At 72.0% G+C, this 26,326-nt stretch carries 25 protein-coding genes and 3 tRNA genes; 16 read left to right on the plus strand and 12 right to left on the minus strand.

Annotation, left to right across the window (positions count from 1 at the left end; genetic code table 11):
- Nucleotides 1-32 precede the first annotated feature (32 nt).
- From IF46_RS0106730 to IF46_RS0106740, 3 genes are all read right to left on the minus strand, one after another.
- The gene (locus IF46_RS0106730; protein ID WP_030487412.1) at nucleotides 33-491 is read right to left on the minus strand and encodes a hypothetical protein; all 459 of its coding nucleotides are present in this window, start codon (nucleotides 489-491) and stop codon (nucleotides 33-35) included.
- A 175-nt stretch (nucleotides 492-666) separates the two neighbouring features.
- Complete coding sequence (locus tag IF46_RS0106735; protein WP_030487413.1) at nucleotides 667-1,197, minus strand: carboxymuconolactone decarboxylase family protein; 531 nt, start codon at nucleotides 1,195-1,197, stop codon at nucleotides 667-669.
- 2 nt (nucleotides 1,198-1,199) lie between these two features.
- Nucleotides 1,200-1,760 (minus strand): peroxiredoxin, encoded by a 561-nt coding sequence (locus IF46_RS0106740; protein ID WP_030487414.1) that lies wholly within the window; start codon nucleotides 1,758-1,760, stop codon nucleotides 1,200-1,202.
- Nucleotides 1,761-2,085: 325 nt separating this feature from the next.
- Here IF46_RS0106740 and cimA point away from each other — a divergent pair, with 325 nt between their 5' ends.
- Nucleotides 2,086-3,669, plus strand: coding sequence for a citramalate synthase (cimA, locus tag IF46_RS0106745; RefSeq protein ID WP_030487415.1), 1,584 nt, complete (start codon nucleotides 2,086-2,088; stop codon nucleotides 3,667-3,669).
- Between the two features lie 97 nt (nucleotides 3,670-3,766).
- Here cimA and IF46_RS0106750 read toward each other — a convergent pair whose 3' ends face one another.
- Nucleotides 3,767-4,750 (minus strand): endonuclease/exonuclease/phosphatase family protein, encoded by a 984-nt coding sequence (locus tag IF46_RS0106750; protein ID WP_051723749.1) that lies wholly within the window; start codon nucleotides 4,748-4,750, stop codon nucleotides 3,767-3,769.
- A 340-nt stretch (nucleotides 4,751-5,090) separates the two neighbouring features.
- Between IF46_RS0106750 and IF46_RS0106755 the strand changes: the two genes are divergently transcribed.
- From IF46_RS0106755 to arfB, 7 genes are all read left to right on the plus strand, one after another.
- Nucleotides 5,091-5,597 carry a hypothetical protein gene (locus tag IF46_RS0106755; RefSeq protein WP_030487417.1) on the plus strand — a complete coding sequence of 169 codons (507 nt, stop codon included), beginning with the start codon at nucleotides 5,091-5,093 and terminating at the stop codon, nucleotides 5,595-5,597.
- Nucleotides 5,598-5,855: 258 nt separating this feature from the next.
- Nucleotides 5,856-6,905, plus strand: coding sequence for an AAA family ATPase (locus IF46_RS0106760; RefSeq protein ID WP_030487418.1), 1,050 nt, complete (start codon nucleotides 5,856-5,858; stop codon nucleotides 6,903-6,905).
- The gene (locus IF46_RS0106765; protein ID WP_030487419.1) at nucleotides 6,902-7,915 is read left to right on the plus strand and encodes a DUF58 domain-containing protein; all 1,014 of its coding nucleotides are present in this window, start codon (nucleotides 6,902-6,904) and stop codon (nucleotides 7,913-7,915) included. Before IF46_RS0106760 ends, IF46_RS0106765 begins: the two co-directional genes overlap by 4 nt.
- Entirely contained in the window at nucleotides 7,912-8,871 is a 960-nt protein-coding gene (locus IF46_RS0106770) for a VWA domain-containing protein (RefSeq protein ID WP_030487420.1), read from the plus strand. The genes IF46_RS0106765 and IF46_RS0106770 overlap by 4 nt, the downstream gene beginning before the upstream one ends.
- A gap of 38 nt (nucleotides 8,872-8,909) precedes the next feature.
- Nucleotides 8,910-9,764, plus strand: coding sequence for a S1C family serine protease (locus tag IF46_RS0106775; RefSeq protein ID WP_030487421.1), 855 nt, complete (start codon nucleotides 8,910-8,912; stop codon nucleotides 9,762-9,764).
- Between the two features lie 98 nt (nucleotides 9,765-9,862).
- Nucleotides 9,863-10,159, plus strand: coding sequence for a hypothetical protein (locus IF46_RS0106780; RefSeq protein ID WP_030487422.1), 297 nt, complete (start codon nucleotides 9,863-9,865; stop codon nucleotides 10,157-10,159).
- 72 nt (nucleotides 10,160-10,231) lie between these two features.
- Nucleotides 10,232-10,657 carry an alternative ribosome rescue aminoacyl-tRNA hydrolase ArfB gene (arfB, locus tag IF46_RS0106785; RefSeq protein ID WP_030487423.1) on the plus strand — a complete coding sequence of 142 codons (426 nt, stop codon included), beginning with the start codon at nucleotides 10,232-10,234 and terminating at the stop codon, nucleotides 10,655-10,657.
- An 11-nt stretch (nucleotides 10,658-10,668) separates the two neighbouring features.
- On the opposite strand, the gene IF46_RS0106790 is transcribed toward arfB, so the two are convergent.
- Both IF46_RS0106790 and IF46_RS0106795 read right to left on the minus strand, forming a co-directional pair.
- Nucleotides 10,669-11,535, minus strand: coding sequence for a hypothetical protein (locus IF46_RS0106790; protein ID WP_030487424.1), 867 nt, complete (start codon nucleotides 11,533-11,535; stop codon nucleotides 10,669-10,671).
- A gap of 33 nt (nucleotides 11,536-11,568) precedes the next feature.
- A complete protein-coding gene (locus IF46_RS0106795) occupies nucleotides 11,569-13,029 on the minus strand; it encodes a hypothetical protein (RefSeq protein ID WP_030487425.1) in 1,461 nt (486 codons plus the stop codon).
- 174 nt (nucleotides 13,030-13,203) lie between these two features.
- Between IF46_RS0106795 and IF46_RS0106800 the strand changes: the two genes are divergently transcribed.
- The 4 genes from IF46_RS0106800 (at nucleotide 13,204) to IF46_RS0106815 (ending at nucleotide 14,641) form a co-directional block, all read left to right on the plus strand.
- Nucleotides 13,204-14,007, plus strand: coding sequence for a fumarylacetoacetate hydrolase family protein (locus IF46_RS0106800; RefSeq protein WP_084597798.1), 804 nt, complete (start codon nucleotides 13,204-13,206; stop codon nucleotides 14,005-14,007).
- A gap of 107 nt (nucleotides 14,008-14,114) precedes the next feature.
- Nucleotides 14,115-14,186: transfer RNA gene (locus IF46_RS0106805), tRNA-Gln, on the plus strand.
- 134 nt (nucleotides 14,187-14,320) lie between these two features.
- Nucleotides 14,321-14,393 (plus strand) — tRNA-Glu (locus IF46_RS0106810).
- Nucleotides 14,394-14,568: 175 nt separating this feature from the next.
- Nucleotides 14,569-14,641, plus strand: a tRNA-Glu gene (locus IF46_RS0106815).
- Nucleotides 14,642-14,831: 190 nt separating this feature from the next.
- Here IF46_RS0106815 and IF46_RS0106820 read toward each other — a convergent pair.
- Complete coding sequence (locus IF46_RS0106820; RefSeq protein ID WP_007456408.1) at nucleotides 14,832-15,518, minus strand: IclR family transcriptional regulator; 687 nt, start codon at nucleotides 15,516-15,518, stop codon at nucleotides 14,832-14,834.
- A gap of 49 nt (nucleotides 15,519-15,567) precedes the next feature.
- Between IF46_RS0106820 and leuC the strand changes: the two genes are divergently transcribed.
- The 4 genes from leuC (at nucleotide 15,568) to IF46_RS0106840 (ending at nucleotide 20,583) form a co-directional block, all read left to right on the plus strand.
- The gene (leuC, locus tag IF46_RS0106825) at nucleotides 15,568-17,013 is read left to right on the plus strand and encodes a 3-isopropylmalate dehydratase large subunit (RefSeq protein ID WP_030487427.1); all 1,446 of its coding nucleotides are present in this window, start codon (nucleotides 15,568-15,570) and stop codon (nucleotides 17,011-17,013) included.
- Between the two features lie 14 nt (nucleotides 17,014-17,027).
- Nucleotides 17,028-17,615, plus strand: a complete 588-nt coding sequence (gene leuD / locus IF46_RS0106830) for a 3-isopropylmalate dehydratase small subunit (protein WP_030487428.1) — start codon at nucleotides 17,028-17,030, stop codon at nucleotides 17,613-17,615.
- Between the two features lie 172 nt (nucleotides 17,616-17,787).
- The gene (locus tag IF46_RS0106835) at nucleotides 17,788-18,504 is read left to right on the plus strand and encodes an HU family DNA-binding protein (RefSeq protein WP_030487429.1); all 717 of its coding nucleotides are present in this window, start codon (nucleotides 17,788-17,790) and stop codon (nucleotides 18,502-18,504) included.
- 141 nt (nucleotides 18,505-18,645) lie between these two features.
- Entirely contained in the window at nucleotides 18,646-20,583 is a 1,938-nt protein-coding gene (locus IF46_RS0106840; RefSeq protein WP_030487430.1) for an endonuclease/exonuclease/phosphatase family protein, read from the plus strand.
- Nucleotides 20,584-20,602: 19 nt separating this feature from the next.
- Here the strand turns inward: IF46_RS0106840 and IF46_RS0106845 are convergent, their stop codons facing one another.
- The 5 genes from IF46_RS0106845 to cofC are packed head-to-tail and all read right to left on the minus strand — an operon-like array spanning nucleotide 20,603 to nucleotide 26,294.
- A complete protein-coding gene (locus IF46_RS0106845; protein WP_030487431.1) occupies nucleotides 20,603-21,481 on the minus strand; it encodes an NUDIX hydrolase in 879 nt (292 codons plus the stop codon).
- Nucleotides 21,469-22,989, minus strand: coding sequence for a CYTH and CHAD domain-containing protein (locus IF46_RS0106850; protein WP_030487432.1), 1,521 nt, complete (start codon nucleotides 22,987-22,989; stop codon nucleotides 21,469-21,471). Before IF46_RS0106850 ends, IF46_RS0106845 begins: the two co-directional genes overlap by 13 nt.
- Before the next feature lie 24 nt (nucleotides 22,990-23,013).
- The gene (locus tag IF46_RS0106855) at nucleotides 23,014-25,371 is read right to left on the minus strand and encodes an RNA degradosome polyphosphate kinase (protein ID WP_030487433.1); all 2,358 of its coding nucleotides are present in this window, start codon (nucleotides 25,369-25,371) and stop codon (nucleotides 23,014-23,016) included.
- 54 nt (nucleotides 25,372-25,425) lie between these two features.
- Nucleotides 25,426-25,623 (minus strand): cold-shock protein, encoded by a 198-nt coding sequence (locus IF46_RS0106860; protein ID WP_030335323.1) that lies wholly within the window; start codon nucleotides 25,621-25,623, stop codon nucleotides 25,426-25,428.
- Nucleotides 25,624-25,646: 23 nt separating this feature from the next.
- The gene (gene cofC / locus IF46_RS0106865) at nucleotides 25,647-26,294 is read right to left on the minus strand and encodes a 2-phospho-L-lactate guanylyltransferase (protein ID WP_030487434.1); all 648 of its coding nucleotides are present in this window, start codon (nucleotides 26,292-26,294) and stop codon (nucleotides 25,647-25,649) included.
- Between the last annotated feature and the right edge of the window lie 32 nt (nucleotides 26,295-26,326).

A 26,326-nucleotide genomic window follows, 5' to 3' on the forward strand; every position in this document is an offset into this window, starting at 1 on the left:
GGCACTGCCCCACCGGCCGTCGGGTCGAACAGTCACCGTGCCGTGCCGGGCGGGAGCGCGCCGTACGTCTCGTCGTAGTAGCCCCCCAACTGGTCCCGGTAGCTCGGGTCGCTGTGGCTGGTCTCGTCGTACTCCGGGGCAGCCTTGATCTGGTCCCGGGTGCGGTCGACGGAGACGGTGCGCTGGTCGTGGTCGACCTGGTTGACGGTGCCGGCCGGCAGCATCACCTTCTTGCCGAAGATCCATGGCCCGGTGTCCACGACCAGGTAGCTACCGCCCACCTCGTGGCTGGCGCTGTCGATCTTGCCGACTCCACCGTCGGTGGCCTCGACCTTGTAGCCGACCAGGTCAGCGTCGGCCACCCCGGCCTGGTCCCGGTAGCGCCAGGGGTCGAACATGCCGGCTGGCGCGCCGCCGGGCACCCTGCCCTGGTCGCCGCCGTGCAGCGGGTCCGGCCCGGCGTGGGTGGCGTGCGGATCGATCCTGTCCATGCCGTTCACTCCTGCCTGTCACCGAGCAACTCATGTCCCCGCAGGAGCTACCCGGCTGTCGGGGGCCGGAAACGGCGACAGCCCAGGGGCCGTGAACGGCGACAGCCCGGGGCCGTGAAACGGCGACGGGCCGACGCCGCGTGGTGCGGCGTCGGCCCGTCGGGGCGTACGTGGCTCAGGCCAGTGCGGCCTCGGCGTCCAGGGTGACCGCCGCAGCGTGCACCACGGCGGAGATCCGCAGGGCCTCGTGCATCTGCTCCCGGGTGAAGCCGCTGCCGCGCAGCGCCTTCTCGTGCGACTCCAGGCACACGCCGCAGCCGGTGATCGCCGACACGGCGAGGCACCACAGCTCGAAGTCGCCCTTGTCCACGCCGGGCTTCGCGATGATCTGCATCCGCAGTCGGGCCGGCATCGAGGCGTACTGCTCGTCGCCGATGAGGTGCTTGGCCCGGTAGTAGACGTTGTTCATCGCCATGATCGCCGCAGCGCCCTTGGCGGCCTCGACACCCTCCGGCCCGAGGTGCTCGAGCGCGTCGGCCGCGATTTCCCGCAGCACCACCGGGTTGCGGGCGGCGACCGCGCAGGCCAGCGCGGTGCCCCAGGTCTGCACCGGGGTCAGCGTCGAGGCGCCGATCGTCGAGCCCAGGTTGAGCTTGATGTCCTTGGCGTACTCGGGCAGGGCCGCCTTGATCGCGTCCAGACCCATGGTCAGACGCCGGCGGAGGCGAGGAGCGCGTTGGCGTCGAGGGTCTCGCCGCCCTTGTTCCAGTTGCACGGGCACAGCTCGTCGGTCTGCAGCGCGTCGAGCACCCGCAGCACCTCGGAGACGTTGCGGCCGACCGAGCCGGCGGTCACCATGGCGAACTGGATCTCGTTGTTCGGGTCGATGATGAACGTGGCGCGCTGCGCCACGCCGTCCCCGCCCAGCACGCCGCAGGCGGCGGAGAGCTCGCGCTTGATGTCGCTGAGCATCGGGAACGGCAGCTCCCGAAGGTCCGGGTGGTCCTTGCGCCACGCGTAGTGGACGAACTCGTTGTCCACGGACGCCCCGAGGACCTGTGCATCCCGGTCGGCGAACTCGCCGTTGAGTCGACCGAACTCGGCGATCTCCGTCGGGCAGATGAAGGTGAAGTCCTTCGGCCAGAAGAAGACCACCCGCCACTTGCCCTCGTGGGACTTGTGGTTGATCGTCTCGAACGCCTTGTTGGCGTCCAGCGATACGCAGGCGGTGAGTTCGTACTCGGGGAAGCGGTCACCGACAGTGAGCACAGGTCCTCCTTCTAGGCGGCACGGTGGCCGTAACTGGATCCGTTCCAGATACTGCCGCACGGCCATTTCCGCCGGTAGGCGGCCTGGTGGCCTGTGAACCCGATCACCAGCGGCGGGGCCTGCCAATGCCGGGCTTACATCACCCTCCGTCACTGTCCCGCTATGTGGATTGTGCCTCCCAAATCCCGGAGAAGGGTGGAAGAGTGACGACCGTGACCAGCACCTACCTGATTATTGCGACCTAGCGCGCCGGCCCCCCTCCGCCGAGCGCGCAGACCTCCCGCATCCGCGGGAGGTCTTTTTGTTGCTCCGAGAAAGGATCCTGATGACGTTCCAGGTCTACGACACCACGTTGCGCGACGGCGCCCAGCGCGAGGGGCTCACCTACTCGGTGGTCGACAAGCTGGCCGTGGCCCGGCTGCTCGACGAGTTCGGCGTCGGCTTCATCGAGGGCGGCTGGCCGGGTGCGGTGCCCAAGGACACCGAGTTCTTCCGCCGTGCCAGCACCGAACTGGACCTGCGGCACGCCGTACTCGTCGCGTTCGGCGCCACCCGCAAGGCCGGTGTCGCGGTCGCGGACGACCCCCAGGTGCGCGCCCTGCTTGACGCGCAGACCCCGGCGGTGGCCCTGGTCGCCAAGGCCGACTCCCGGCACGTCGAGCGCGCGCTGCGCACCACCGGCGCGGAGAACCTGGCGATGATCCACGACACCGTCAGCCATCTAGTCCGCGAGGGCCGACGGGTCTTCGTCGACGGGGAACACTTCTTCGACGGCTACCGGCACGACCCCGCGTACGGCGCGGCGGTGGTGCAGACCGCGCTCGCCGCCGGCGCCGAGCGGATGGTGCTCTGCGACACCAACGGCGGCATGCTGCCGTCCCAGATCACTGCGGCGATCGTCGACCTGACCGAGCGGCTCGGGGTCGACGCCGGGCTGCTCGGCATGCACGCGCAGAACGACACCTCCTGCGCGGTGGCCAACACGATCGCCGCCGTGGAGGCGGGCGTCCGCCACGTGCAGGGCACCGCCAACGGGTACGGCGAACGCCCGGGCAACGCCGACATCTTCGCGGTCGTCGCCAACCTTCAACTCAAGCTGGGCATGCCCGTCCTACCGGAGGGCTGCCTGGCGCAGATGGTGCGGGTCTCGCACGCCATCGCCGAGATCGCCAACATCGCCCCCGACACCCACCAGGCGTATGCCGGGGCCGCCGCCTTCGCCCACAAGGCGGGGCTGCACGCGAGCGCGATCAAGGTCGACCCGTTGCTCTACAACCACGTGGACCCGTCGGTGGTAGGCAACGACATGCGGATCCTGATCACCGAGATGGCCGGCCGGGCCAGCGTCGAGCTCAAGAGTCGCGAGCTGGGCCTGGACCTGGCCGGCACCCCGGACGCCCTGACCCGGGTCACCAAGCGGGTCAAGGAGTTGGAGGCGGGTGGCTGGTCCTTCGAGGCGGCCGATGCCTCCTTCGAGCTGCTGGTCCGCTCCGAGTTGCCGGAGGGCAGCCCGGCTCGACCGTTCACCCTGGAGTCGTACCGGGTGCTTGTCGAGCACCGCGAGGACGGCGCGGTGGTCTCCGAGGCGACCGTCAAGATCCGGGTACGCGGTGAGCGGGTGATCGCCACCGCCGAGGGCAACGGCCCGGTCAACGCGCTCGACGAGGCGCTGCGGGTAGGGCTGGCGCGGCACTACCCGCAGCTGCGCGACTTCGAGTTGGCCGACTACAAGGTCCGGATCCTGGAGGGCAGCCACGGCACCGGCGCGGTCACCCGGGTCCTGCTGGAGACTTCCGACGGCAGCGGCCGGGACTGGACCACGGTAGGCGTCCACCCCAACGTCGTCGAGGCCAGCTGGCACGCCCTGATCGACGCCCTCACCTACGGCCTAGCCCCCACCTCTGTCTAACCACCCCCACCTTCGGCGATCTTGCACTTTGTGTCGGCGTTCTGCGGCTTATGTCGCTGATGCCGGGACAGAAAGTGCAAGATCGGCGGGGTGGGGGTTAGAGGGTGGGGAGGGTGAGGGTGGCTAGGACGGGGCGGTGGTCGGTTTTGGGGAGGGTCAGCACCTTTACCGAACGGACCGCTATGCGGTGGTCGACCAGGACGTGGTCGATGGTGACCGGTGGGATGAGGTCGCCGTCGTACGGACCCCAGGTGCCGGTCAGGCCCTCCCCGGTGGCATCGGCGGCGTCGACGTAACCGGTGCGCAGCAGGGCCCGCAGTGGGCTGTGGTCGAGGGTCGCGTTGAAGTCCCCGGCAAGGATCCGCAGGCCACCGTCTGGGGTGGCCGGTGGTTGGGCGGTCAGGTCGGCACGCCAGGCGCCGACCTGGTCCACCGCGTACGGTGCCGAGGGGTGGACCGACTCGACGCGGACCGGGGGCCCGCCGGGGACCGCCACCGTCGCGTACGCCTGGGTGAAGCCCCAGCCCTCAAGGTTGCGCCGGACGCCGACGTCGGTGACCGGCCACCGTGAGTAGAGCCCGGAGCCGGGGGTGCCGACCTCCGGGTTGAGCTGCCGATGGGGTAGCAGCGTGTCGAGGCCGAGCTGATCCAGGGCGGCCTGCGCGTCCGGCGTGAACTCCTGCACGGTCAGCACGTCCACCTCGTGCCGCCGGACCAGCTCGACAAGTGTCCGCGCGTCGCCGGCGCCGGCGAGCAGGTTGGCGGTGAGCAGTCGCACGGTCGGCCCGGCCGCCGCCGGCTGCGGGGCGGCCAGCGCCCGGGGTGCGACGGCGCCGAGCAACGCCACCGCCGCCAGGGCCGCGAGCGCCGCCGGCCACCAGCGCCGCAGGGCGAGCGCGAGGGCCAGGACCAGCACGCTGACGCCCGCGACGTACGGCGTGAAGGCGAGCGCCTGCACCAATGGCCCCCGGTCCAGGCCGAGCACCCGGACGGCGGCCCAGAGGGCGATGGGTGCGACGGCCAGCCAGCAGAGCACCGTGGCGAGCCGAGCGCTTCGGGCGCGGGGTGGAGCGTCGACAATCACGACGAGGATCTTAATCGAACCCGGTGAAGCCATTTCACGAATGGTGATGCGCTCACATTTCACAATTATCTGACGGCTGGTTGACAGCCCGGAAAAGTGAGATCAACTATTGACGTCCAGCTTTTTGCGGTGCTACGTTCCATCTGGCTTAAGCGACACAACTCTGAGTAGTAACCCCAGCTCAGGGGGGATGCAGATTGCTGAGAAATCAATCTCGTCGGGTGTGAGCGAGGCAGCTTTCCCCGCCCAACTGTCGTCGTACGCCTATTTATGGGCAGTCATCCGTCCCGCCCCGCGGGTCGGCCGAATTCGCACGGTCACACAAGGGGGACCTGTCATGAGCACATTCTTCCGACGTAAGGTGGCGGCGGTCACGTTCGCCGTCCTGGCGCTCAGTCTCGCCGGTGGGGGCATCGCAATCGCCCAGCCGTCGGCGAAGGCGCCGGACGCCGTCCAGCCGGCGGCACGGAGCACGAACAGCCAGCCGCCGGTCAGCGCCGAATCGGCGCGGCTGGCGAAGGCCGCGCTGAAGGCGGGCACCGCCACCACGCTGGTGGCTACCAACGTCTACACGGTCGTCAACTCCAACGGCACCAAGGCGCGCGGCGGCGGCACCGTGGTCAAGTACGGCGTCGGGGAGTACGAGGTGATCTTCGGCCACAACGTCACCGCTGGCGCCTTCCTGGCCACCCTCTCCCTCTCCGGCTCCTGCTGCATCCCGCCCGGTGGCGAGGTTTCGGTCGCCCCGCGGCTGCTGACACCCAACGCGGTCTTCGTGCAGACCCGCAACTCGGCCGGGACGCCGGCCAACCTGGGCTTCACCCTGCTCACCCACACACCCTGACCGAACCGATGCCGGCCCCCGCGCTTCGTGCGCGGGGGTCGCACCCTGTCCGATCTCGATCCACCCAGCTTCGACCGTCCTCGGTCACGTTGTGCCATCGTGGTCCCCCTGAGCCATCGCGGGACGGTTGTGCGCTCCTCGACGGGCTCGCGTCGGTCGTCACCCTTGCGCGCTACTCATCCCCATTCGGGCCACTCCGGGCCGGTCCGGGCCGCACAATCCGACGTTTGCCGAGCCTGTGCCAGGGAAGCAAGCACCGTGACGGACATCTCGGACACCCTGGCCAGCATGCCCAGCCCGGTCGATCCGGAGCCGACCGGCATCGAGCTGGAACAGACCCTCTTCGAGGTCAAACGCGTGATCGTCGGGCAGGATCGCCTCGTCGAACGCCTGCTCACCGCCCTGGTCGCCAACGGACACTGCCTCCTGGAGGGGGTGCCTGGCGTGGCCAAGACGCTTGCCGCGCAGACCCTCGCGACAGTGGTCGGCGGCACCTTCTCCCGGATCCAGTTCACCCCGGACCTGGTGCCCTCCGACATCGTGGGCACCCGGATCTACCGGGCGTCCAAGGAAACCTTCGACATCGAGCTGGGCCCGATCATGGCCAACCTGGTGCTGGCCGACGAGATCAACCGTGCCCCGGCCAAGGTCCAGTCGGCGCTGCTGGAGGCGATGGCCGAACGGCAGGTCTCGATCGGCGGGCGGAGCTGGCCGGTCCCGGAGCCGTTCCTGGTGCTGGCCACCCAGAACCCGATCGAATCCGAGGGGGTCTACCAGCTCCCGGAGGCGCAGCGCGACCGGTTCCTGATGAAGGTGGTGGTCGACTACCCCAGCGACGCCGACGAGCTGGCCATCCTCTACCGGATGAGCACCGACCGGCCGAGCCCGCGCCAGGTGCTCGACGCGCAACGGCTGCGGGACCTCCAGATCCACGCCGAGCGGGTCTTCGTCCACCACGCGTTGGCCGAGTACGTGGTGCGGCTGATTCTCGCCACCCGCGACCCGGGCCGGTTCGGGCTGCCGGAGATCGCCCCGCTGCTGGCGTACGGGGCCAGCCCTCGGGCCACCCTGGGCCTGGTCGCGGCCGCCCGGGCACAGGCCCTCCTGCGGGGGCGGGAGTACGTGCTCCCCGAGGACGTCCGCGAGTTGGCCGTCGATGTCCTCGCCCACCGGCTGGTGCTCTCCTTCGACGCGGTGGCCGACGGGGTATCGGCCGAGAGCGTGGTCCGCCGGCTCGTCGAGGCGGTACCGCCACCTCGGCTGGCCACCGGGCACCCACAGCAGGCACCGGATCTGGCGGCGGCATGAGACGCGCGACCGCCACGCCCGCCGACCCCGGCCTGGCCGAACTGGCCCCGGACCAGCGGCTGCGCCGCCTGGAGCTGACCGTCACCCGCCGACTGAACGGCCTGCTGCACGGCCAGTACCGGGGCCTGCTGCCCGGTCCCGGCAGTGAACCGTCCGGCAGCCGCGAGTACCGGCCGGGCGAGGACGAGGTTCGTCGGATGGACTGGGCGGTGACGGCCCGAACCGCCGTGCCGCATGTCCGGCAGGTCGACGCCGACCGGGAACTGACCACCTGGCTGCTCGTCGACGCCAGCGCCAGCATGGAGTTCGGCACCGCCGAACTGGACAAACGAGAACTGGCGGTGGCCGCCGTCGCGGCGGTCGGCTTCCTGACCGCGGGCGTCGGCAACTGCCTCGGCGCCCAGGTGCTGCGCGCCGACGGGGTCCGCCGGTTCCCGGCCCGCAGCGGGCGTACCCATCTGCTCGCTCTGCTGCGTGCGCTGCTCGCCGCCCCGCGTGCCACCGCACCCACCGACCGGCCGGGGCACGGGCCGATCGCCGCAGCGCCGGACCTGGCGGACGGGCTCGACGCGTTGCACCGGATCGCCAACCGGCGTGGGCTGGTCGTGGTGATCTCCGACTTCATCGACGGCCTGCCCGACGACCCCGGCCAGACAGCACCCTGGGAGCGGACCCTGCGCCGGCTGGCCGTTCGGCACCAGGTGCTGGCGATCGAGGTGACCGACCCGCGCGAGCTGGAACTACCGGACGTCGGCCTGATCACGCTCGTCGATCCGGAGACCGGTCGTCACCGCGAGGTGTGCACATCGGACCGTCGGCTGCGCGAGCGGTACGCCGAGGCCGCCGCCGCCCAGCGCGAACAGGTCCACCAGGCGTTGCGTCGCAGCGGGGCCACCCACCTGCCGCTGCGCACCGACGGGGACTGGAGCGCGGACATCGTCCGGCACGTACACGCCCAGCGTCGGTTGGCCGCCGCGCCGGTCGGCCAGTTCCGGGGAGGTGTCGCGTGAACTGGCAGTCGCCGCTGCGACTCTGGCTGCTGCTCGGCGTGCTCGCCCTGGTCGCCGCGTACCTGGTGATGCAGCGGCGGCGCAGCCGGTACGCGGTCCGCTTCACCAACCTGCGGCTGCTGGACCGGGTGGCGCCGGAGCGGCCTGCCTGGCGTCGGCACGTACCGGCCGGGCTCTTCCTGGCGATGCTGGCACTGCTCGTGGTCGGCTTCGCCCGCCCCAGCGCCGAGGTCCGGGTGCCCCGGGAACGGGCCACGGTGATGGTGGCGGTGGACGTGTCCACGTCGATGCTCGCCACCGACGTCGAACCGGACCGGTTGGCCGCGGCGAAGCAGGCCGCCCGGCGCTTCGTCGAGGGCCTACCCGACGAGTTCAACGTGGGTCTCGTCGCGTTCGCCGGCAGCGCGGCCGTGCTGGTGCCCCCGGGCACCGACCGGGACGCCCTCGACGAGGGGATCGACCGGCTCGCCGAGGGGATCACCGGCGTGCAGGGCACCGCGATCGGCGAGGCCATCAACACCTCTCTCGGCGCGGTCAAGAGCCTGGACAGCGAAGCCGCGAAGGAGCCGCCGCCGGCCCGGATCATCCTGCTCTCCGACGGTGCCAACACCTCCGGAATGGACCCGATGGAAGCGGCGGCGGAGGCGGTGACGGCGGAGGTGCCGGTGCACTCCATCTCCTTCGGAACGCCGTCCGGGTTCGTCGACCGTGGTGGACGGCCCATCCAGGTGCCGGTCGACGGGCAGACCCTCAAGGCGGTCGCCGAGGAGACCGGCGGGATGTTCCACGAGGCCAGCACCACCGACGAGCTGCGCGCCGTCTACGACGACATCGGCAGCTCGGTCGGCTACCGCACCGAGCGGCAGGACGTCTCGGCCCGGTTCATCGGCCTCGGACTGGTGTTCGCGATGGGCGCCGCCGCCGGCTCGATGCGCTGGTTCTCCCGGCTGCCCTGACCGCCGCGCACAAACGACGTCGACCGTGAGGAGTACGGATGGCAGTGCAGACCGGACTGGGCGAACCGCGCGGTCCCTGGTTCATCTCACCGGAACTCGACCCGGACGGACGCGGGTGGTGGGACGCGCCCGAGCGTGATCCTGGCGGGCGGCGGCCTCGACGGCTGCTCGCCGCGCTGGCCGTGGTGGCGCTCTCCGCCGTCTCCGGAGCCGTCGCCGGTGGCGTGGTCGCTGGCCGGGACGGGGCTGGGGGCCCGGCTGCGGCATCCGCCGCCCCGGTGCCGGCCGAGCTGGTGACCGCCGCCGAGCGGACCGTACCCGGGGTGGTGTCGGTGCTGGCGGGCGGAGCGACCGGTGGGTCCGCGACCGGCTCCGGCTTCGCCGTGGACGACCAGCAGCATCTGATCACCAACGACCACATCCTGGCCAAGGGCGGTGGCGGACCGGTGACCGTGGAGCTGCCCGACGGCCGCCGGTTCGCCGCCGAGGTGGTCGGACGGGAGCCGCGCAGTGACCTGGCGGTGCTGAAGGTGCCCGCATCGGCCGGTCTCACCCCGTTGCCCCTGGCCAAGCCGGGCGCGACCAGGGTCGGTGAGCCGGTGCTCGCGGTGGGCTCGCCGCTCGGTCTGGCCGGGACGGTCACCGCGGGCATCGTCAGCGCGCTGGACCGGCAGGTACGGCTCGGCAACAACCGGCACACCGCGGTGCAGACCGACGCGTCCATCAACCCCGGCAACTCCGGTGGGCCACTCGTCAACGCGCGCGGGGAGGTGGTCGGGGTGAACACCGCCATCGCCACCATCGACGGAAGCGGATCGATCGGCATCGGTTTCGCCATCCCGATCGACCAGGTCCAGCAGACCGCCGACACGATCATCGGCAAGGGCGGCTGAGCTGCTCGAACGCCCTCGCGGCGGCCGTCAGTGTCAGATATCCGGCCGGACGGCATCGGGCAATGGAAATATTACGGTCGGTATGGATACTGGCGGAGGTGGAGCGTCCTCTTCTCACGGTCCTCCTGCTGGTGGGCCTGATCATCGGATGTGCAGTGGGGTCGGCGTACGCCCGGGCACGACGCGGGTGGAACGATTACCAGACCGCAAAGAAATCGTTGCCGGGTGCCCGTCGCGGCGCCTGGACGCTGATCCGTGGGGTCACCGTGAAGGCCGGGGTGATCGCGCTACTGCTCTTCGGCGCGGTGGCGTACGCGGCGGCCGGCGCCGACGAGGAGACCGCCGGACCGGCGCCCAGCCAGTCCCCGACACAGCGGGAGCCCCCACACCGATAGCGGCGGCGGTTCGGGTGGGCTGGTCTCGGTACTCCATCCCGACTGCACGGCGGGTGGGGCTAGCCTCGGGGCGTGGACGACGGATTGCGGGTGACCGACAGGTGGGTCGTTCCCGCCGGGGAGCTGCGGGAGCGTTTTTCCCGCTCGTCGGGGCCGGGTGGGCAGGGTGTGAACACTGCGGACTCCCGGGTCGAGCTGAGCTACGACCTGGCCAACTCGCCGGCCGTACCCGAGTGGCTGCGGTCGCGGGCGCTGGACCGGCTGGCCAACCGTCTGGTCGACGGGGTGCTGACGATCGCCGCCAGTGAGCACCGGGCCCAGCTGGCCAACCGGGAGGCGGCCCGGGCGCGGATGACCGCACTGCTGCGGGAGGCCGCGGCGCCCCCACCTCCGACCCGCCGAGCGACCCGCCCGTCCCGTGGGGCCAAGGAGCGTCGGCTGGCCGAGAAGAAGCGCCAGTCCCAGCGCAAGCGCGACCGCCGCGCCGACGGCGACTAGGGCGGGGTGACTCAGGCCGGGACGGCGGCGAGCAGCCTTTCGCGCAGCACCGCGGCCCGCTCGGCGAATCCGCGCTGCGCCACTGCGTACTCCGCCCGGCCGTCCGCAGTCTCCACCCGCACCGGTGGATAGCCGAGTGCCGCCAGGTCGTACGGGCTGGCCCGCATGTCCAGCGTGCGGATGTCCCGGGCCAGGTCGAACGCGTCGGCCACCAGCTCCGAGGAGACCAACGGCGACAACTTGTACGCCCACTTGTACAGATCCATGTTGGCGTGCAGGCAGCCCGGCTGCTCGTGCGCGTGCTGCGTCTCCCGGGTCGGGCTGAGCAGATTCAACGGGCGGGCCGGCGGGGTGAAGAACCGGTACGCGTCGAAGTGGCTGCACCGCACGCCCCGCTCCTCGACGACCTCGGCGGTCCGCTCCGGGGTCAGCCGCAGCGGCCAGGCGTTGTGCCGCAGCTCCTCCCGGGTCTGCCGGTAGACCATCGCCCACTCGTGCATCCCGAAGCAGCCGAAGTGCGGCGCCCGCCCGGCGGTGGCCGCCAACAGCGAGCGGATCCAGGCGATCGACTCGCCGCGCCGTTCGCGTACCCCATCGGTGTCGAGGGTGACCCCGGCGGCGCCGGCGCGGTAGTCGCGGCCGAACTCGGCCGGGTCGGCGTCGCGCAGCTCGACCCCGGGCCCCGGATGCCAGCGACGCAGCTGGGCCGGGCGGTGCGAGTAGTAGGTGAACAGGAAGTCGGCCACCGGATGCCGCTCACCGCGTCGTCGGCGGGCCAGGTGCGGGGTCAGCCAGACGTCCACCCGCTCCTCGTGGGCCTGCCGGCGGGCCTGCCACTGGGCCACGTCGAGCACGGCGGGGGCGAGGGCGGCGGTCACCCACCCAGGGTACGACCGCCGCCCGCACACCGGTCAGGGCATGTGCACCCGGACGCCGGCGGAGAACACCCCGCTGCGCAGCTCCAACTGCTGGGGCGGGTCCCGCCCGTCGACTGTGAAGACCAGCGGGAGCACCATCCGGGTGCCTGCCGCCATCGGGTCGGCGAAGACGTCCCGACCCAGGTTGGCGGCCCGGGTGGCCGACTCGTCGGTGCTCACCCAACGCCCGCCGGGCAGGTACGCCCGTTGCAGCTCGCTGTGCCAGGGCTGATGGTCGCCGGTGACGTTGCGCACACCCACGGTGGCCTGGCAGCGTCGACTGTTGGCCGGAGCGGCGCTGCCGCCATCGGTCTTCCCGGCGGTGCCGGGCGTGCCGCAGGCCATCCGGTACACGGTGAACTCGAACGCCGACTCGCGTAGCGGCACGCCCATCGACCCGGTGACCCCGGTGCCGGTCCACGCGCCGCTGGTGGGCTGCTTCTGCGTGTCGATCGCCGCGACCTGCCGAGTGGCCGTCCACCCCGCGGTGCCGACGAGGCCGGCCAGCACCGCGACGGCGGCGCCCACCAACATCCAGACCGGCGGGGTACGCCGACGGCGCACCGGGCTCGGAACCGCTGGACGCGGATAGATCGTCCCGCGGCCAACCTCGGCCCCGCCGCTGGTGGACAGTGCGGCGGCCGTCACCCGACGGGTGCGCCGACGTCGCCACACCCAGACCAAGGCGGCGCTGATCAGCAGTAGGACCGCCAGTCCGGCGAGCAGCACCGGGTAGCGACGCCAGGGCGGCGCCTCGGTGACCTCGGCCGCCGGTGCCCCTGCCGCCTGCCAGGTGGCCGTGGCGCAGTCGTACGGTCGGCTGCCGTCACTTGTGAACGCGCAGGTCGGCGCGGTCAGCGGACGGCCCGGCGCGGTCGCGGCGAGCGCGGTGCCCAGCGTGGTGGTGCTGTGCGCGGGCAGCCGCAACCGCCAGGTCACCTCGGTGGCCGACCCGCCAGCCGGGGTGGACCGGCCACCGCCGCTGATCGCGGTAGTCGACGACCCGGGTGGCAGCTCCTGCCGCACGGTGGTGTCCAGCGGCCCGTTGCTCACGTTGCGCACCTGGATCCGGTACCTCGGCGCCGGGCTGTTCTCCGTCGCGACCGCCACCGTGACCTGTTGCGGGGACGCCGACGCCGGTGCCCGGGAGGGCGGTGCCAGCGCCGGTGGCGCCGAGGGCGGGGTGGGCTCGGTCACTCGCGCGACCATCGCCACCGGTGGCCGGGTGGCCACTGGGCCGGCCGACGCCGTCGGTCGTGGCGTGGCCGCCGCTGGCCGTGACGCCGACGCGGTTGGTCGTGGCGCGGCCGCTGCTGGTTGTGGCGTGGCGGCCGGTGGCCGTGGCGCGGCCGTCGCCTCCGGGGCCGCCGCCGGCAGGGCCGGCACTGCGGCGAGGATGCCGAGGCAGTGCACGAACACTGCGAGGGCTCTGTGGTGTCGTGTCGATGCAGGCATACGAACGAACCTCCGGAGCCGACGCTAGGGGCGGGCCGCCACCGTGCGGGTACGAAGTCGGGAAGCCCGCCCCGGTCACCTCCAGCTCCGGTAGGGTGCCGCGCGCTGATGGGTTGCGCACACCCGAGGGCCGGTCCTGGCCGGTCGAGGGGCCGGCGGGGCTAGATTGGCCAGGTGCGTATCGCTCGTTTTGCCCATGCCAAGGGAATGTCGTTCGGTGCCGTCGAAGGCGAACCGGAGGCCGGGCCGCAGGGCCTGACCATCGCCGAGATCGAGGGCCACCCGTTCGGCCAACTCTCATTCAGTGGGGCCCGGTGGGCCCTCTCCGACGTCCGGCTGCTCTCGCCGATCCTGCCCAGCAAGGTCGTCTGCGTTGGTCGCAACTACGCCGACCACGCCGCCGAGCTCGGCAACGACGTGCCCAAGGAGCCGCTGCTCTTCCTCAAGCCGTCCACCTCGGTGATCGGCCCACGGGACGCCATCCGACTGCCGATCTTCTCCAAGCAGGTCGAGCACGAGGCGGAGCTGGCGGTCGTGATCGGGGCGCCGGGCGCGCGCCGCGCCGACCGGGCCGCCGCCGAACGTGCCATCTTCGGCTACACCTGCGCCAACGATGTCACCGCTCGGGACCTTCAGCGTTCGGACGGGCAGTGGACCCGGGCCAAGGGCTTCGACTCGTTCTGCCCGATCGGTCCGTGGATCACCACCGGCCTGGACGTCTCCGACTTGGAGATCCGGTGTGAGGTGGGTCGCAACCCGGAGGAGATGGAGGTACGCCAACTCGGCCGGACGAAGGACATGGTCTTCGACGTGCCGGGCCTGGTGTCGTACATCTCGCACGTGATGACTCTGCTGCCCGGCGACGTCGTTCTCACCGGCACTCCAGCCGGGGTTAGCCCGCTTCTTGAGGGGGATACGGTCACCGTGCGGATCGACGGTATCGGCGAGCTCACCAACCCGGTGGTGCCCGTCGCCTGATCCGTCTGATGCCCCTGTTTCCGCAGCTCATGGTGGTTCGGGGGGATCGGATTTGGCCTGCCGGCACCGGGAGGGTAAAGTTCACTCCCGGCGCCGCAAGGTGCCAATGGGGTATGGGGTAATTGGCAGCCCGACTGATTCTGGTTCAGTTAGTCTAGGTTCGAGTCCTGGTACCCCAGCGCTGCTGGAATTCGCGAGAATTCCAGACGCTGGATTCTGACGGAGTTCGACTCCGCCCCTCCGGGGGCGGAGGGTGATCTCTGGTAGAGTGCAGCTCCTCCGCCGGTGAAGGCGGGGGAGCGAAAGTTGTTCTGGCCCCGTCGTCTAGCGGCCCAGGACGCCGCCCTCTCAAGGCGGTAGCGCCGGTTCGAATCCGGTCGGGGCTACATCGTGTACAGCCCGTCTCACCTGGTGAGGCGGGCTGTTTCGTGTCCGCAGCCAGGCCCGTTCCGGCTCTGCTGCCGAGCCCGCTGGCGACCCCGCACCCCGCGCTCGTGCCGGGAGACGGTGCCGCTAGACTACAGTCGCACCGCCCGCGAGGGTGGTGAATGAAAAAGTTCTGGCCCCGTCGTCTAGCGGCCCAGGACGCCGCCCTCTCAAGGCGGTAGCGCCGGTTCGAATCCGGTCGGGGCTACAAATCAAAGGCTCACCTCGCATCCGCGAGGTGAGCCTTTCTCGTTACCCCCAACTCCAACCCCTTCCCTCCTCCCCGGCCGGCCCCGGTTGATCATGAAGTTATCGTCAAGACGCGCCGACGTAGATGGCAATAACTTCATGATCAACGCGGTGAAGGGTGGGACCGGCGGCGGGAGGGGGTGGTGGGGTTAGAGGCCGGATAGGCGTTGGCCGGCTCTTACTACGGCCATGGCGTGGCGTTCGCCGGGGCGGCGGCCGAGGCGCTCTATCGGGCCGGAGATGCTCACCGAGGCGATCACTCTCCCGGTGCGGTCGCGGATCGGGGCGGAGACGCTCGCCACACCGGCCTCCCGCTCGGCGACGCTCTGCGCCCAGCCACGACGGCGTACCTCGGCGAGCGTGCGGCCGGTGAACTTGCTGCGCGGCAGCAGCGGCATCACCGCCTCCGGTGGCTCCCAGGCGAGCAGGATCTGGGCCGCGGAGCCGGCCGTCATCGGCAGCACCGAGCCGACCGGAACGGTGTCCCGTAGACCGCTGGCGCGCTCCGCCGCCGCCACGCAGATCCGCTCGTCGGCGCGGCGCAGGTAGAGCTGTGCGCTCTCGCCGGTGGCGTCGCGCAGCGCGGCCAGCAGTGGCTCGGCGGCGGTCAGCAGGACGTCTGGTGCGGCGTTGGCCAGCTCGCCCAAGCGGGGGCCGGGTCGCCATCTGCCCTGGGTGTCGCGGACCAGCATCCGGTGGATCTCCAGGGCCTGGGCCAGGCGATGTGCGGTGGCCCGGGGCAGCTTGGTGCGTTCAACGAGTTCGGCCAGGCTGGCGCCGTCAACGCAGGCGGCCAGGATGACCACCGCCTTGTCGAGAACGCCGACACCGCTCATACTGTGTCCCACAAGCCGAAACTTACCTCCCAGAATTTAGGATGTCCAGATGGTGGGAGTCACTCCTGAGCCGAGGACCCTGGCCGAGAAGGTCTGGGACGCGCACGTCGTACGGTCCGCCGCTGGTGAGCCGGACCTGCTCTTCATCGACCTGCACTTGCTGCACGAGGTGACCAGCCCGCAGGCGTTCGACGGGCTGCGGCTCGCCGGGCGCCGGGTGCGTCGTACCGACCTGACCCTCGCGACCGAGGACCACAACACCCCGACCGGGTACGCCGACCCGGCGTTCCGCCTCCGCCGTGGTGACCTGCTCACCATCGCGGACCCCACGTCGCGTACGCAGATCGAGACGCTGCGCCGTAACTGCGCCGAGTTCGGGGTGCGGCTGCACCCGCTGGGCGACGACAACCAGGGCATCGTGCACGTGATCGGCCCGCAGCTCGGTCTCACCCAGCCGGGCCTGACGATCGTCTGCGGCGACTCGCACACCGCCACCCACGGCGCCTTCGGCGCGCTCGCCTTCGGCATCGGCACCAGCGAGGTGGAGCACGTGCTGGCCACCCAGACGCTGCCGCAGAGCCGGCCGAAGACGATGGCCGTGAACGTCACCGGCCGCCTCGCGCCCGGCGTGACCGCCAAGGACCTGGTGCTCGCGCTGATCACCCAGGTCGGCACGGGCGGGGGTCGCGGGCACATCGTCGAGTACCGCGGCGAGGCGATTCAGGCCCTCTCCATGGAGGGGCGGATGACCATCGCCAACATGTCCATCGAGTGGGGTGCCAAGGCCGGCATGATCGCGCCGGACGAGACCACCTTCGCGTACCTCAAGGGTCGACCGAACGCGCCGCAGGGCGCGGACTGGGACGCGGCGGTGGCGTGGTGGCGGACGCTGCCCACCGACGAGGGCGCGCGCTTCGACGCCGAGGTGACCCTGGACGCCAGCCTGGTCACGCCGTTCGTCACCTGGGGCACCAACCCCGGGCAGGGTGCGCCGCTGAGCGCGCCGGTGCCGGACCCGGAGGAGTTCACCACCGACTCGGAGCGCACCGCCGCCCGCCGGGCCCTGGAATACATGGACCTGCGTCCCGGCACGCCGCTGCGGGAGCTGCCCATCGACGTGGTCTTCGTGGGGTCCTGCACGAACGGGCGACTGGAGGATCTGCGCGCCGCCGCCGACGTGCTGCGTGGCCACCGGGTCGCCGACAGCGTCCGGATGCTCGTGGTGCCCGGTTCCGCCGCCGTGCGCGAGGCCGCCGAGGCCGAGGGGCTGGACAAGGTCTTCGCCGACGCCGGGGCCGAGTGGCGGTTCGCCGGCTGCTCCATGTGTCTGGGGATGAACCCCGACACGCTGAAGCCGGGCGAGCGCTCCGCCTCCACCTCGAACCGCAACTTCGAGGGCCGCCAGGGCCGGGGTGGGCGTACCCACCTGGTCTCCCCGCCGGTGGCCGCCGCCACCGCCGTGGTCGGCCGGCTGGCCGCCCCCGCCGATCTGTAGAAGGGACCGACGAGATGGACAAGTTCACCACCCACACCGGCACTGCGGTGCCGCTGCGCCGGTCCAACGTGGACACCGATCAGATCATCCCGGCCGTGTACCTCAAGCGGGTGACCCGGACGGGCTTCGCCGACGGGCTGTTCAGCGCTTGGCGGGAAGACCCGGCATTCGTGCTCAACGATGAAAACTATTCCGGGGCGTCGATCCTCATCGCCGGCCCGGAGTTCGGCACCGGCTCCTCTCGGGAGCACGCCGTCTGGGCGCTGCGGGACTGGGGTTTCCGCGCGGTGGTGGCGCCGCGCTTCGGTGACATCTTCCGCGGCAACGCTCTCAAGGAAGGTCTGTTGCCGGTCGAGTTGGAATTGAAAGCCGTCGAAGAGCTGTGGGATCTGGTCGAGTCGGATCCGACCACTCCGGTGACCGTCGACCTGACCGCCCGGCAGCTCCGGGCGGGGGACGCGAGCTGGTCGTTCCCGCTGGACGACTTCAGCCGTTGGCGGCTCCTGGAGGGCCTCGACGACATTGGACTCACCCTCCGGCACGCCGCCGAGATCGACTCATACGAGGCGCGCCGACTGCCGTTCCTGCCCTCCGTGGCATAGCCGTTAGGCCGCCCGCACAGCGGATTTCACCCCCATCGGTCCAACCGGTGGGGGTGAATCCGTTACGACACAAGGGCTTTTTTCTGCCGAATGTTTGTGTCCCGGCAGCACAGGGCATACCGTGCGCGCAGAATGGCTCGCGACGAGTCAGTTGCACAATCGGGAGGAAGTCGTGAACAAGGCCGAGCTCATCGAGGCGCTCGCCGTTCGCCTGGGGGACCGGAAGATGGCGACGGCCGCGCTCGACGCGGTCCTCACCGAGGTCCAGGCGGCGGTCACCAAGGGCGAGAAGGTGGCGATCACCGGATTCGGAGCATTCGAAAAGCGTGTGCGTGGTGCGCGAACAGCGCGCAACCCGCGTACCGGCGAGGCGGTGAAGGTCAAGAAGACGTCAGTCCCGACCTTCCGCCCCGGCGCCGGGTTCAAGGAGATGGTGGCCAGCGGCAAGGTGCCGAAGGCCACGGTGGCGACGAAGAAGGCCACCACCAGCACCGCCACGGCCAAGGCGGCGGGCACCAAGGCGACCACGGCCAAGGCGGCCAGTAAGAAGACCGCCCCGGCCAAGGCGAGCAAGACCGCCACGGCGACCAAGACGGCCACGGCGACCAAGACGGCCGCCAGCAAGAAGACCGCCCCGGCCAAGGCGAGCAAGACCGCCACGGCGACCAAGACGGCCGCCAGCAAGAAGACCGCCCCGGCCAAGGCGAGCAAGAGCACCACGGCGACCAAGACGGCCGCCAGCAAGAAGACCGCGGCGGCGAAGAAGACCACCGCTGCGACCCGGTCGACCGCGGCGAAGAAGACCACTGCGGCGGCGAGCAAGAGCACGGCGGCCAAGAAGGCGCCGGCGAAGAAGGCTCCGGCCAAGAAGGCGGCCAGCAAGCGCTGACCGACCGGCTCCGCAAGGGCGTCCACCCATGGGTGGACGCCCTTGCGGCGTACCGGGACCGTTGACCCGGTTGGCTCGCTCACGCAGAATCGCCGTGCCGGCCCCCCTCCGCCGGCCCGTCGACACCGAAATGGGGCGCCGGTGCGCTACCGCCAGCTGACCACCGGAACGCTCGCGCTGGGCGTGCTCCTCCTCATCGACGTGCTGCGGGTCTGGCTGCCCGGCATCATCACCATCTTCGGCCAGGCGGCGTCCACCCCGGCCGAGCTGATGGGCGCATTCGCCCTCGGCTGGTTCGTGCTCGCCTTGGGCGCACCCGCCGTGGTCCGCCGAGTCGGCGCACGCCCGGTCACGGTCGTCGCCGCCGTCGTGCTCGCCGCCGCCCGGCTCACGCTCACCGCCGCACCCGGCGGGCGTACGCAGCTCTGGTTGGCCACCGCCGGTCTGCTCGCCGGGTTGGTCTGGCTGGTCGGCGTCGCTGCCGACACCGACCGACCGGTCCCGGGGCTGGCGTTGGGGTTCGCGGTCAACGCGGCCCTGCACGCGGTGCTGGACACCGTCGACCTCGTCTGGCGGGGCGACTGGGTGGCCTGGCTGCTCAGCGCCGTCGCGGTGGCGGTGTTCCTGGTCGGCACGGCGCAACCCGGTCAGCGCGCCGGAGCCGGTGCCGCCCTCGCTGGCCCCGTTGACACCCCTGCCGGCCCTGGTGGGGCCCGAGCGTGGCTGCTGGCCGGGCCTGCGCTGCTGCTGGCCGGAATGGTGGCGCTCTCCCCGGCGCTGGTCCAGACCGGCATGTCGTACCTGGTCGCCGGGGATGGTGTGGCTCGTTCGCCACTGTTCGGCCTGGCCCCGGTGTCGGTGGCGGTCGCCGGGTTCCTGTGCGCCGCGTTGACCCGCCCGCCCCGACGGTGGGGCCGCGGCTACGGCCCGGTGGCGCTGCTGGCCGGCGCGGTGCTGTTCGCCCTCGACCGGGGCGACCTGCTCCTTGTGGCCATCCTCCTCGCGGCGGTGGGCCTCGGCGCCTGCCTCGCCCTGACCGACGACGCCAGCCAGCCAGAGGGCGACACCGCGAACGTGGACACCGCGAGCGGGGCGGCCCGCCGGGGGTACGCGGTCGCCGCCGGCATGCTCGTCTTCGCGCTGGGGGCCGTTGGGTACTACTCGGCCTACGACCTCGGCTACCCCAACGCCGCGGTGCCCGTGCTGGTGGCCGTGCTGATCGCCGCCGTGGCGTTCACCGCCGGTCGGGTCGTGCACCGGCTCCCCGGGCCGTTTCCGCCGCTGCGGGCCGCCGCCGTGGTCACCGCGCTGGCCCTGCTGGCGCCGGTGCTCGCCGACGAGGTGCCGGTGGCCAGCAACCGGGACGGCCCGCCGCAGCGGTTGACCGTGGTGGCCTACAACATCCGGATGGGCTTCGGGCTGGACGGCCGGTTCGACCTGACCGGCCTCGCCGAGGTGGTCGACCGGCAACGGCCCGACGTGGTGCTGCTCAGCGAGGTGGACCGGGCCTGGCTGCTCAACGGCGGGCACGACACCCTGGACCTGTTGGCCGACCGGCTCGGTATGCCCTACGTCTTCGGGCCGGCCGCCGACCCCGTCTGGGGTGACGCGGTGCTCAGCCGTTGGCCGATGGACGATCCGCGGACCCTGCCGCTGGCCGCCGTCGGTGCGCCCACCGGCGCACAGGCCCTCGCCGTCACGCTGGACCTCGGCGACGGCGTCCGTACCGCAGTGGTCAGCACCCACCTGCAACCGCCGCCCGACAAGGGCCCGGTGGTCCAGGCCCGCGCGGTCGCCGACTTCGCCACCCGGTACGCGGCCGGGCGGCCGCTGGTGGTGGCGGGTGACCTGAACACCGAGCCGGGCGACGAGGCGTACGCGCAGTTCATCGACGTGGGCCTGGTCGACGCGTTGGCCGCCGCTAGACCGCTGGTGACCAGCCCGGCGGACGACCCGCGCCAGCAGATCGACCACGTCTTCGTCTCGTCCGGCCTGACCCCGAGTGACCCGGTCGCGCCGCGCAGCACGGCCAGCGACCACCTGCCGGTAGCGGTGACCCTGACCCTGCCGCCCCGCTGACGGAAAGCCGTTCCGGGGCCTACAGACGGTCGGCGGCCAGCAGCCGGTCGGCGGTGAAGGCGAGCAGCCAGCCGCCACCCTTCGGGGTGGTGAAGTCCTCGTCGGTGCGGCCGGTCAGCCGCTCCAGGGCGCCCGGCAGGACCTTGCCCTGGCTGCACACCGCCGCCTGCCCACCGGCGCCGGCCAGCTCCAGCACGCGGGCGGCGCAGGCCAGGATCTGCTCGTCGCTCTGCTGGCCGGGCTGCGGCTCGTCCAGGTCGCCGCAGACCTCGATCGGCAGGTCGAGCAAGACGGCCGCCGGGTCCAGTGTCTGCACGCAGCGGCGCGGCGACGCCGACACCAGCAGGGCCGGCCGGATCAGGGCGATCAGCCCGGCCAGTCTGTTGGCCTGGGCCCACCCCTCGGCGTCCAAGGGCCGTCCGACGTCCGGGCCGGACCAGGTGGCCCGCTTACCGGCGTGCGCGTGCCGGACCAGCGCTACCGTCGCCGTCACCGGCGGCAGCGCGGCGAACGCCGCCAACACCTCGGCGTCGTGGGGGTAGCTGACCAACCGGATCGCGTCGTCCACTGCGAGCCAGCGCACGGCATCCACCTCGGTGCCGGGCTGGAAACCGCCGCTGGCCACCGCGAGCATCGACCAGTAGTCGACAAGCTTGGGCTGCCCCTCGCTGCGGTAGCGCACCGACGGCAACCGCACCTGCGGTACGCCCCGCACGTCGGACTCCTCGGCCACCTCGCGGACCGCCGCGGCCAGCGCGTGTTCGCCCGGCTCCAGCTTGCCCTTCGGCAGCGTCCAGTCGCCGTAGCGGGGGCGGTGCACCACGCAGACGCGTACGCCGTCGGCGGTCGGCCGCCAGGCCACCCCGCCCGCGGCCCGAATGCCGGTCACGGCAGCCAACTGGTCCGCCGTCGCCGGGTGGCCCGGTGCCAGGCGGCCGGGAAGAGATCCCGCATCCGGCGCACCGACAGGCGTTCCCGCTCGGCCAGTCGTCCGGCGGTGACCGCCAACTCGTGGTCGTCCGGCCGCTCGGCGGCGATCTCCAGCCAGGTGTCCGCCGCCACCGCCGCATCCTGGTGCTCGCCGAGCACGTCCTGCACGCGGGCGAGGGCACGGGACAGCCGGCGGGCGCCCTTGCCGACCGTCGGGGCCACCGCGTTGACCGCGTACCGGGCCTGCTTGGCCTCCTTGCGAACGGCGTGCCAGAGGTCGTCCGGTGACTGCGCGTCGAGCCCGTCCACGCCGTCCGGCCCGGTCAGCCGTTCCCAGGGATGCGCCACCAGCGCGGGCAGCGCCTCCGCCGCGGGGGCGGCGGCCCGGCGGGTGAGCCGGGGCGCGCGGGCGGCAAGCACCAGGGAATCCACCAGGGCCAGGTAGCGCGCGGAGCGCAGCAACTCGTCGATGGCGGTGAGCGCCCGCCGCTGCCGTTGCGCGAGCACCTCGTCCAGCCGGTCCACCGTGCCCTGGTCGAGTGGGCTGAGCGGATCGGCGTCGGCGGTGCGGCGCAGCCGCGCGCGCAGCACCTCGGCGTCGCGGGCCGCGCCGAGAACACCGGCCAACCAGCGCAGCTCGGCGCGCAGCGGACGGGACCAGGTCCTGCGGAGCAACGGTTTGAAGGTGCGCAGGTCACTGCGCAGGCGTCGACAGGCCACCCGCATCTGGTGCACGGCGGTGTCGCCGCCGGCGGCCGGGGTGCGCAGCCGGACCAGCGGGTCGTGCGCCAGCAGCCGGCCGATCTCCTTGCGGACCACCTCGGTCACCACGTCGCCAGCGGTCGGCTCGGCGGGTAACCCGGCCGGCGCGACCAGGTCCGGCTCGGCCTGCGCCGTCACGCCCAGCGCCCGTACGTGCTTCGGCGTGAACGACCCGCCTCGGGCGCCCGCCTCGCGCAGCACCGCGCCGACCCGGTCGAGCAACTGCCGGTCGCCGGCCTTCAGCTCGACCTCCAGCTCACGGAACGTGTCGGTGGTGGCGCCGGCGTCGTCGAGCACTGTCACCCGGTCGTCCACCACCTCGGCGAGCACCGTGCCGGCCCGGTCGCACACCTCGTACGCGTGCCGCAGCGTCCGGACCACAGTCACCGGGGCCAGCGGCGCACCCCGGTGCAGGACGGTGACCAACTCCACCAGCTCCGGTGGCGGCTGCCCCTTTGGCCCGGAGCGGGAGATCTCATGCCGGACGCCCGGCGTCCCGGTCGGCAGTTTCACCGTCCAGGGCAGCTGGTCTCCCCGGCGGTGGCGCAGCGAGGCACCGGCCCGGGCCAGCCGCAGATCGACCGTGTCGAGGTAGCGGGCGACAAGCGTCACCGGTGGCAGCGCCCGGACCCGACCCCCGGCCGGGGCCGTGCCGGCCAGGTCCGGCAGCACGTAGGCGTCGTCCACCTCGTACTTCTGCTCCTCCTCGACCATCAGCTCACCCTATGCGCTGAGCGGTCAGCTGGCCGTGCCACCGACGCGGCGCAGCAGCAGTTCCTGTAGATGGGTCCGGGCCGATTCGTCGCCGGTACGCCGGGTCCAACTGCCGTCGGCGGCCAGTTCGAACGCGTCCACGTCGGGGCTCATCGCGGCGGTCAGCATGTGGTCCAGCTCGGCGCGGGCGATCGGATCGCTCACCCGCACCAGCGCCTCCACCCGCCGGTCCAGGTTGCGGTGCATCAGGTCGGCCGAGCCCATCCAGAACTCGGCTTCGCCGTTGTTGCCGAACCGGAAGACCCGGGAGTGTTCCAGGAACCGGCCCAGGATCGAGCGGACCCGGATGTTCTCCGACAACCCCGGCACGCCGGGGCGCAGCGTGCACATGCCCCGGATGAGCAGGTCGACGTGCACGCCGGCCTGCGAGGCGCGGTAGAGCGCGTCGGTCACCCCCTCGTCGACCAGTGAGTTGACCTTGAACTGGACCAGGCCGGGCATGCCCAGCCGGACGTGCGAGATCTCCCGGTCGATCCGCTCGATGAGGCCGCTGCGGATGCCCTGCGGGGCGACCAGCAACCGCCGGAACGCGGTCTGCCGGCTGTAGCCGGTGAGCACGTTGAACAGGTCGGTGAGGTCGGCGCCGATTTCCGGGTCGGCGGTGAGCATGCCGAAGTCCTCGTACATCCGGGCCGTCTTCGGGTGGTAGTTGCCGGTGCCGATGTGGCAGTACCGCCGGATCTGGTTGCCCTCCTGGCGGACCACCAGCGCGGTCTTGCAGTGCGTCTTCAGGCCGACCAGGCCGTACACCACATGGCAGCCGGCGCGCTCCAGCGTGCGGGCCCAGCCGATGTTGGCCACCTCGTCGAAACGGGCCTTCACCTCCACCAGCACCACCACCTGCTTGCCGGCGGCGGCCGCGTCGACGAGCGCGTCGACGATCGGCGAGTCGCCGCTGGTCCGGTAGAGGGTCTGCTTGATGGCCAGCACGTTCGGGTCGGCGGCGGCCTGCTCGATGAAGCGCTGCACGCTGGTGGCGAACGAGTGGTACGGGTGGTGCACCAGGATGTCCCCGTCGCGCAGGGTGGCGAAGACGCTGCGCGGCACCTCGCCCTCGGCAAGTCGCGGATGGGTGGCCGGCACGAACGGAGGGTCCTTGAGGTCCGGTCGGTCGGCCTCACCGTAGACCTGCCACAACGCGGAGAGGTCCAGCAGCCCGGGCACCCGCTGCACGTCCTGGTCGTTCATGTCCAGCTCGCGGACGAGCAGCTCCAGCATGTGGTCGGAGATCGACGCGGCGACCTCCAGGCGGACCGGCGGACCGAACCGTCGCCGGGCCAACTCCCGCTCCAGGGCCTGGAGCAGATCCTCGTCGCGGTCCTCGTCGACCTCCACCTCGGCGTTGCGGGTGACCCGGAACAGGTGGCACTCGACCACCTGCATGCCACTGAACAACTGCCCCAGGTGCACCGAGATCAGGTCCTCCACCGGCAGCATCCGGACGCCCGGCTGGTCCCGGTCCACCCGGACGAAGCGGGGGACGTTGTTGGGCACCTTCACCCGGGCGAACAGCTCAGAACCGCCGTCGGGATCGCGAACCGCCACCGCCAGGTTCAGCGAACGCCCCGAGATGTACGGGAACGGGTGCGCCGGGTCCACCGCGAGCGGGGTCAGCACCGGGAAGATGTGCTCCCGGAAGTAGGTGCGCAACCGCTCCCGCTCGGGGTCGCCAAGATCGCCCCAGCGGAGTATCCGGATGCTCTCGTCGGCCAGCTTGGGCAGCACGTCGTCGACGAAGCAGGCGGCGTGCCGGGCACCCAGTTCGGCGGTGCGCTCGGCGATCAGCGCCAGTTGGGTACGCAGCGGCAGCCGGTCCCCACCGCGTACCGGCAGCCCGGCGGAGAGCCGCCGCTTCAGCCCGGCGATCCGCACCATGTAGAACTCGTCGAGGTTGCTGGCGAAGATCGCCAGGAACTTGGCCCGTTCCAGCAGGGGGGTGCGCTGGTCCTCGGCCAGGGTGAGCACCCGGGCGTTGAAGTCGAGCCAGGAGAGCTCCCGGTTGAGGAACCGGTCCTCCCGCAGCGGAGGGGGCGTCGGGGGTTCCTCGTCCTCGTCCGGGGCGCCGGTCGGCAGGTCGCTCGGCAGGACCGGATGCACGTCACCGGCGTCCGGGCTGTCCGGATCGATGGTCGGCTCGGCGTCGAGGACCTCGTCGAGCCCGGAGGAGGCGGCACCCGGGTCGTCGGCGAGGGTGTCGGCGCGGGCGGCGCCGGCCCGCTCGGCGCGGGACGGCCGGAAGCGGCCGTCGGTGCCGCGCACGCGGGAGCCGTTGCGGGGGTCGATGGCAGGCGGGCGGGCCGGGTGCTCGCGAGGGGTGCTCACCCGTTCATAATCACCCGATTACGGTAAACGCAAAATGAACTTGGGCTCGCTGGCTCAGATCATCGTCGGCAATGTCACTCGGACGACCTCGCCGTCGGGATCGGTGTCGATGCGCACCCGCTGGCCGAGCCGGAGCAGCCGGAGCCCGGAGGCATCGAAGGCCCGGGCGGGAAAGCGCATCTCGGTTCCGTCGTCGAGCAGCAGGACCCCGCTGCGCGTCGCCGCGTCGTAGCTGGCCACCGTGCCCTGCATGCTGGCACCGTACACCCGGGGCCTCAACCCGCGGAGCGGGCCGGGCGAACGGCGGCGACGAGCGCGGCCGTGCGCGGCCCCAGCCCGAGCCGGGCGGCGGCGGCCAGGTCCGCGGCGGTGTCCACGTCCCGGCGCAGGCTGGGCCAGTCGCCGCGCAGTGGCAGCGCACCGCTCGCCGCGTGGGCGACCGCCGAGCCCACCCCGAAGCGCGGATCCAGCGGTACACCGGGCGGGGCGGTGAGCAGCACGGTGCCCCCGCCGGGCGCGTCCGGCAGGAACCGGCGTACCGCGGGTCGGCCGTTCTGCGCCGCGAGCAGCGCACCGGCCAGCTCGGCCGGACGCAGCGCCGGCACATCCCCGGTGATCCCGGCCACCCACCCGGTGGTGGCCCCGGCCGCCCCGTGCCGGAACGCGGCGTTCAGGCCGGCGTTCGGCTCGTCCGGCAGCACCCGCGCGCCGGCGGCCCGCGCTGCCGCCGCCACCCGGGCGTCGTCGGTGACCACCAGGGCCTCGGCGACCGCCGGGCAGGCCAGCACCGCGCGGAGCGTGTCGGTCGCCAGGGCCAGCGCCAACTCCTCGTGCGGTACGCCGGGCAGCGCGCCCCGCAGCCGGCTCTTGGCCGCGGCCAGCTGCTTCACCGGCACCACGACGGCCCACCTCGGCTGACTCACGTCCGCAATCCTGCCAGCCGGACGGCGGGACC

The sequence above is a fragment of the Micromonospora chokoriensis genome, assembly GCF_000718555.1.
Classification (GTDB): domain Bacteria; phylum Actinomycetota; class Actinomycetes; order Mycobacteriales; family Micromonosporaceae; genus Micromonospora; species Micromonospora chokoriensis_B.

What these genes read in the sequence shown, in the direction of transcription:
- IF46_RS0106730 (WP_030487412.1), bottom strand. Translation starts at nt 491, where the DNA reads ATGGACAGGATCGATCCGCACGCCACCCACGCCGGGCCGGACCCGCTG.
- IF46_RS0106735 (WP_030487413.1), bottom strand. Translation starts at nt 1,197, where the DNA reads ATGGGTCTGGACGCGATCAAGGCGGCCCTGCCCGAGTACGCCAAGGAC.
- cimA (WP_030487415.1), top strand. Translation starts at nt 2,086, where the DNA reads ATGACGTTCCAGGTCTACGACACCACGTTGCGCGACGGCGCCCAGCGC.
- IF46_RS0106755 (WP_030487417.1), top strand. Translation starts at nt 5,091, where the DNA reads ATGAGCACATTCTTCCGACGTAAGGTGGCGGCGGTCACGTTCGCCGTC.
- IF46_RS0106765 (WP_030487419.1), top strand. Translation starts at nt 6,902, where the DNA reads ATGAGACGCGCGACCGCCACGCCCGCCGACCCCGGCCTGGCCGAACTG.
- IF46_RS0106775 (WP_030487421.1), top strand. Translation starts at nt 8,910, where the DNA reads ATGGCAGTGCAGACCGGACTGGGCGAACCGCGCGGTCCCTGGTTCATC.
- IF46_RS0106795 (WP_030487425.1), bottom strand. Translation starts at nt 13,029, where the DNA reads ATGCCTGCATCGACACGACACCACAGAGCCCTCGCAGTGTTCGTGCAC.
- IF46_RS0106820 (WP_007456408.1), bottom strand. Translation starts at nt 15,518, where the DNA reads ATGAGCGGTGTCGGCGTTCTCGACAAGGCGGTGGTCATCCTGGCCGCC.
- leuC (WP_030487427.1), top strand. Translation starts at nt 15,568, where the DNA reads ATGGTGGGAGTCACTCCTGAGCCGAGGACCCTGGCCGAGAAGGTCTGG.
- leuD (WP_030487428.1), top strand. Translation starts at nt 17,028, where the DNA reads ATGGACAAGTTCACCACCCACACCGGCACTGCGGTGCCGCTGCGCCGG.
- IF46_RS0106850 (WP_030487432.1), bottom strand. Translation starts at nt 22,989, where the DNA reads ATGGTCGAGGAGGAGCAGAAGTACGAGGTGGACGACGCCTACGTGCTG.
- IF46_RS0106860 (WP_030335323.1), bottom strand. Translation starts at nt 25,623, where the DNA reads ATGCAGGGCACGGTGGCCAGCTACGACGCGGCGACGCGCAGCGGGGTC.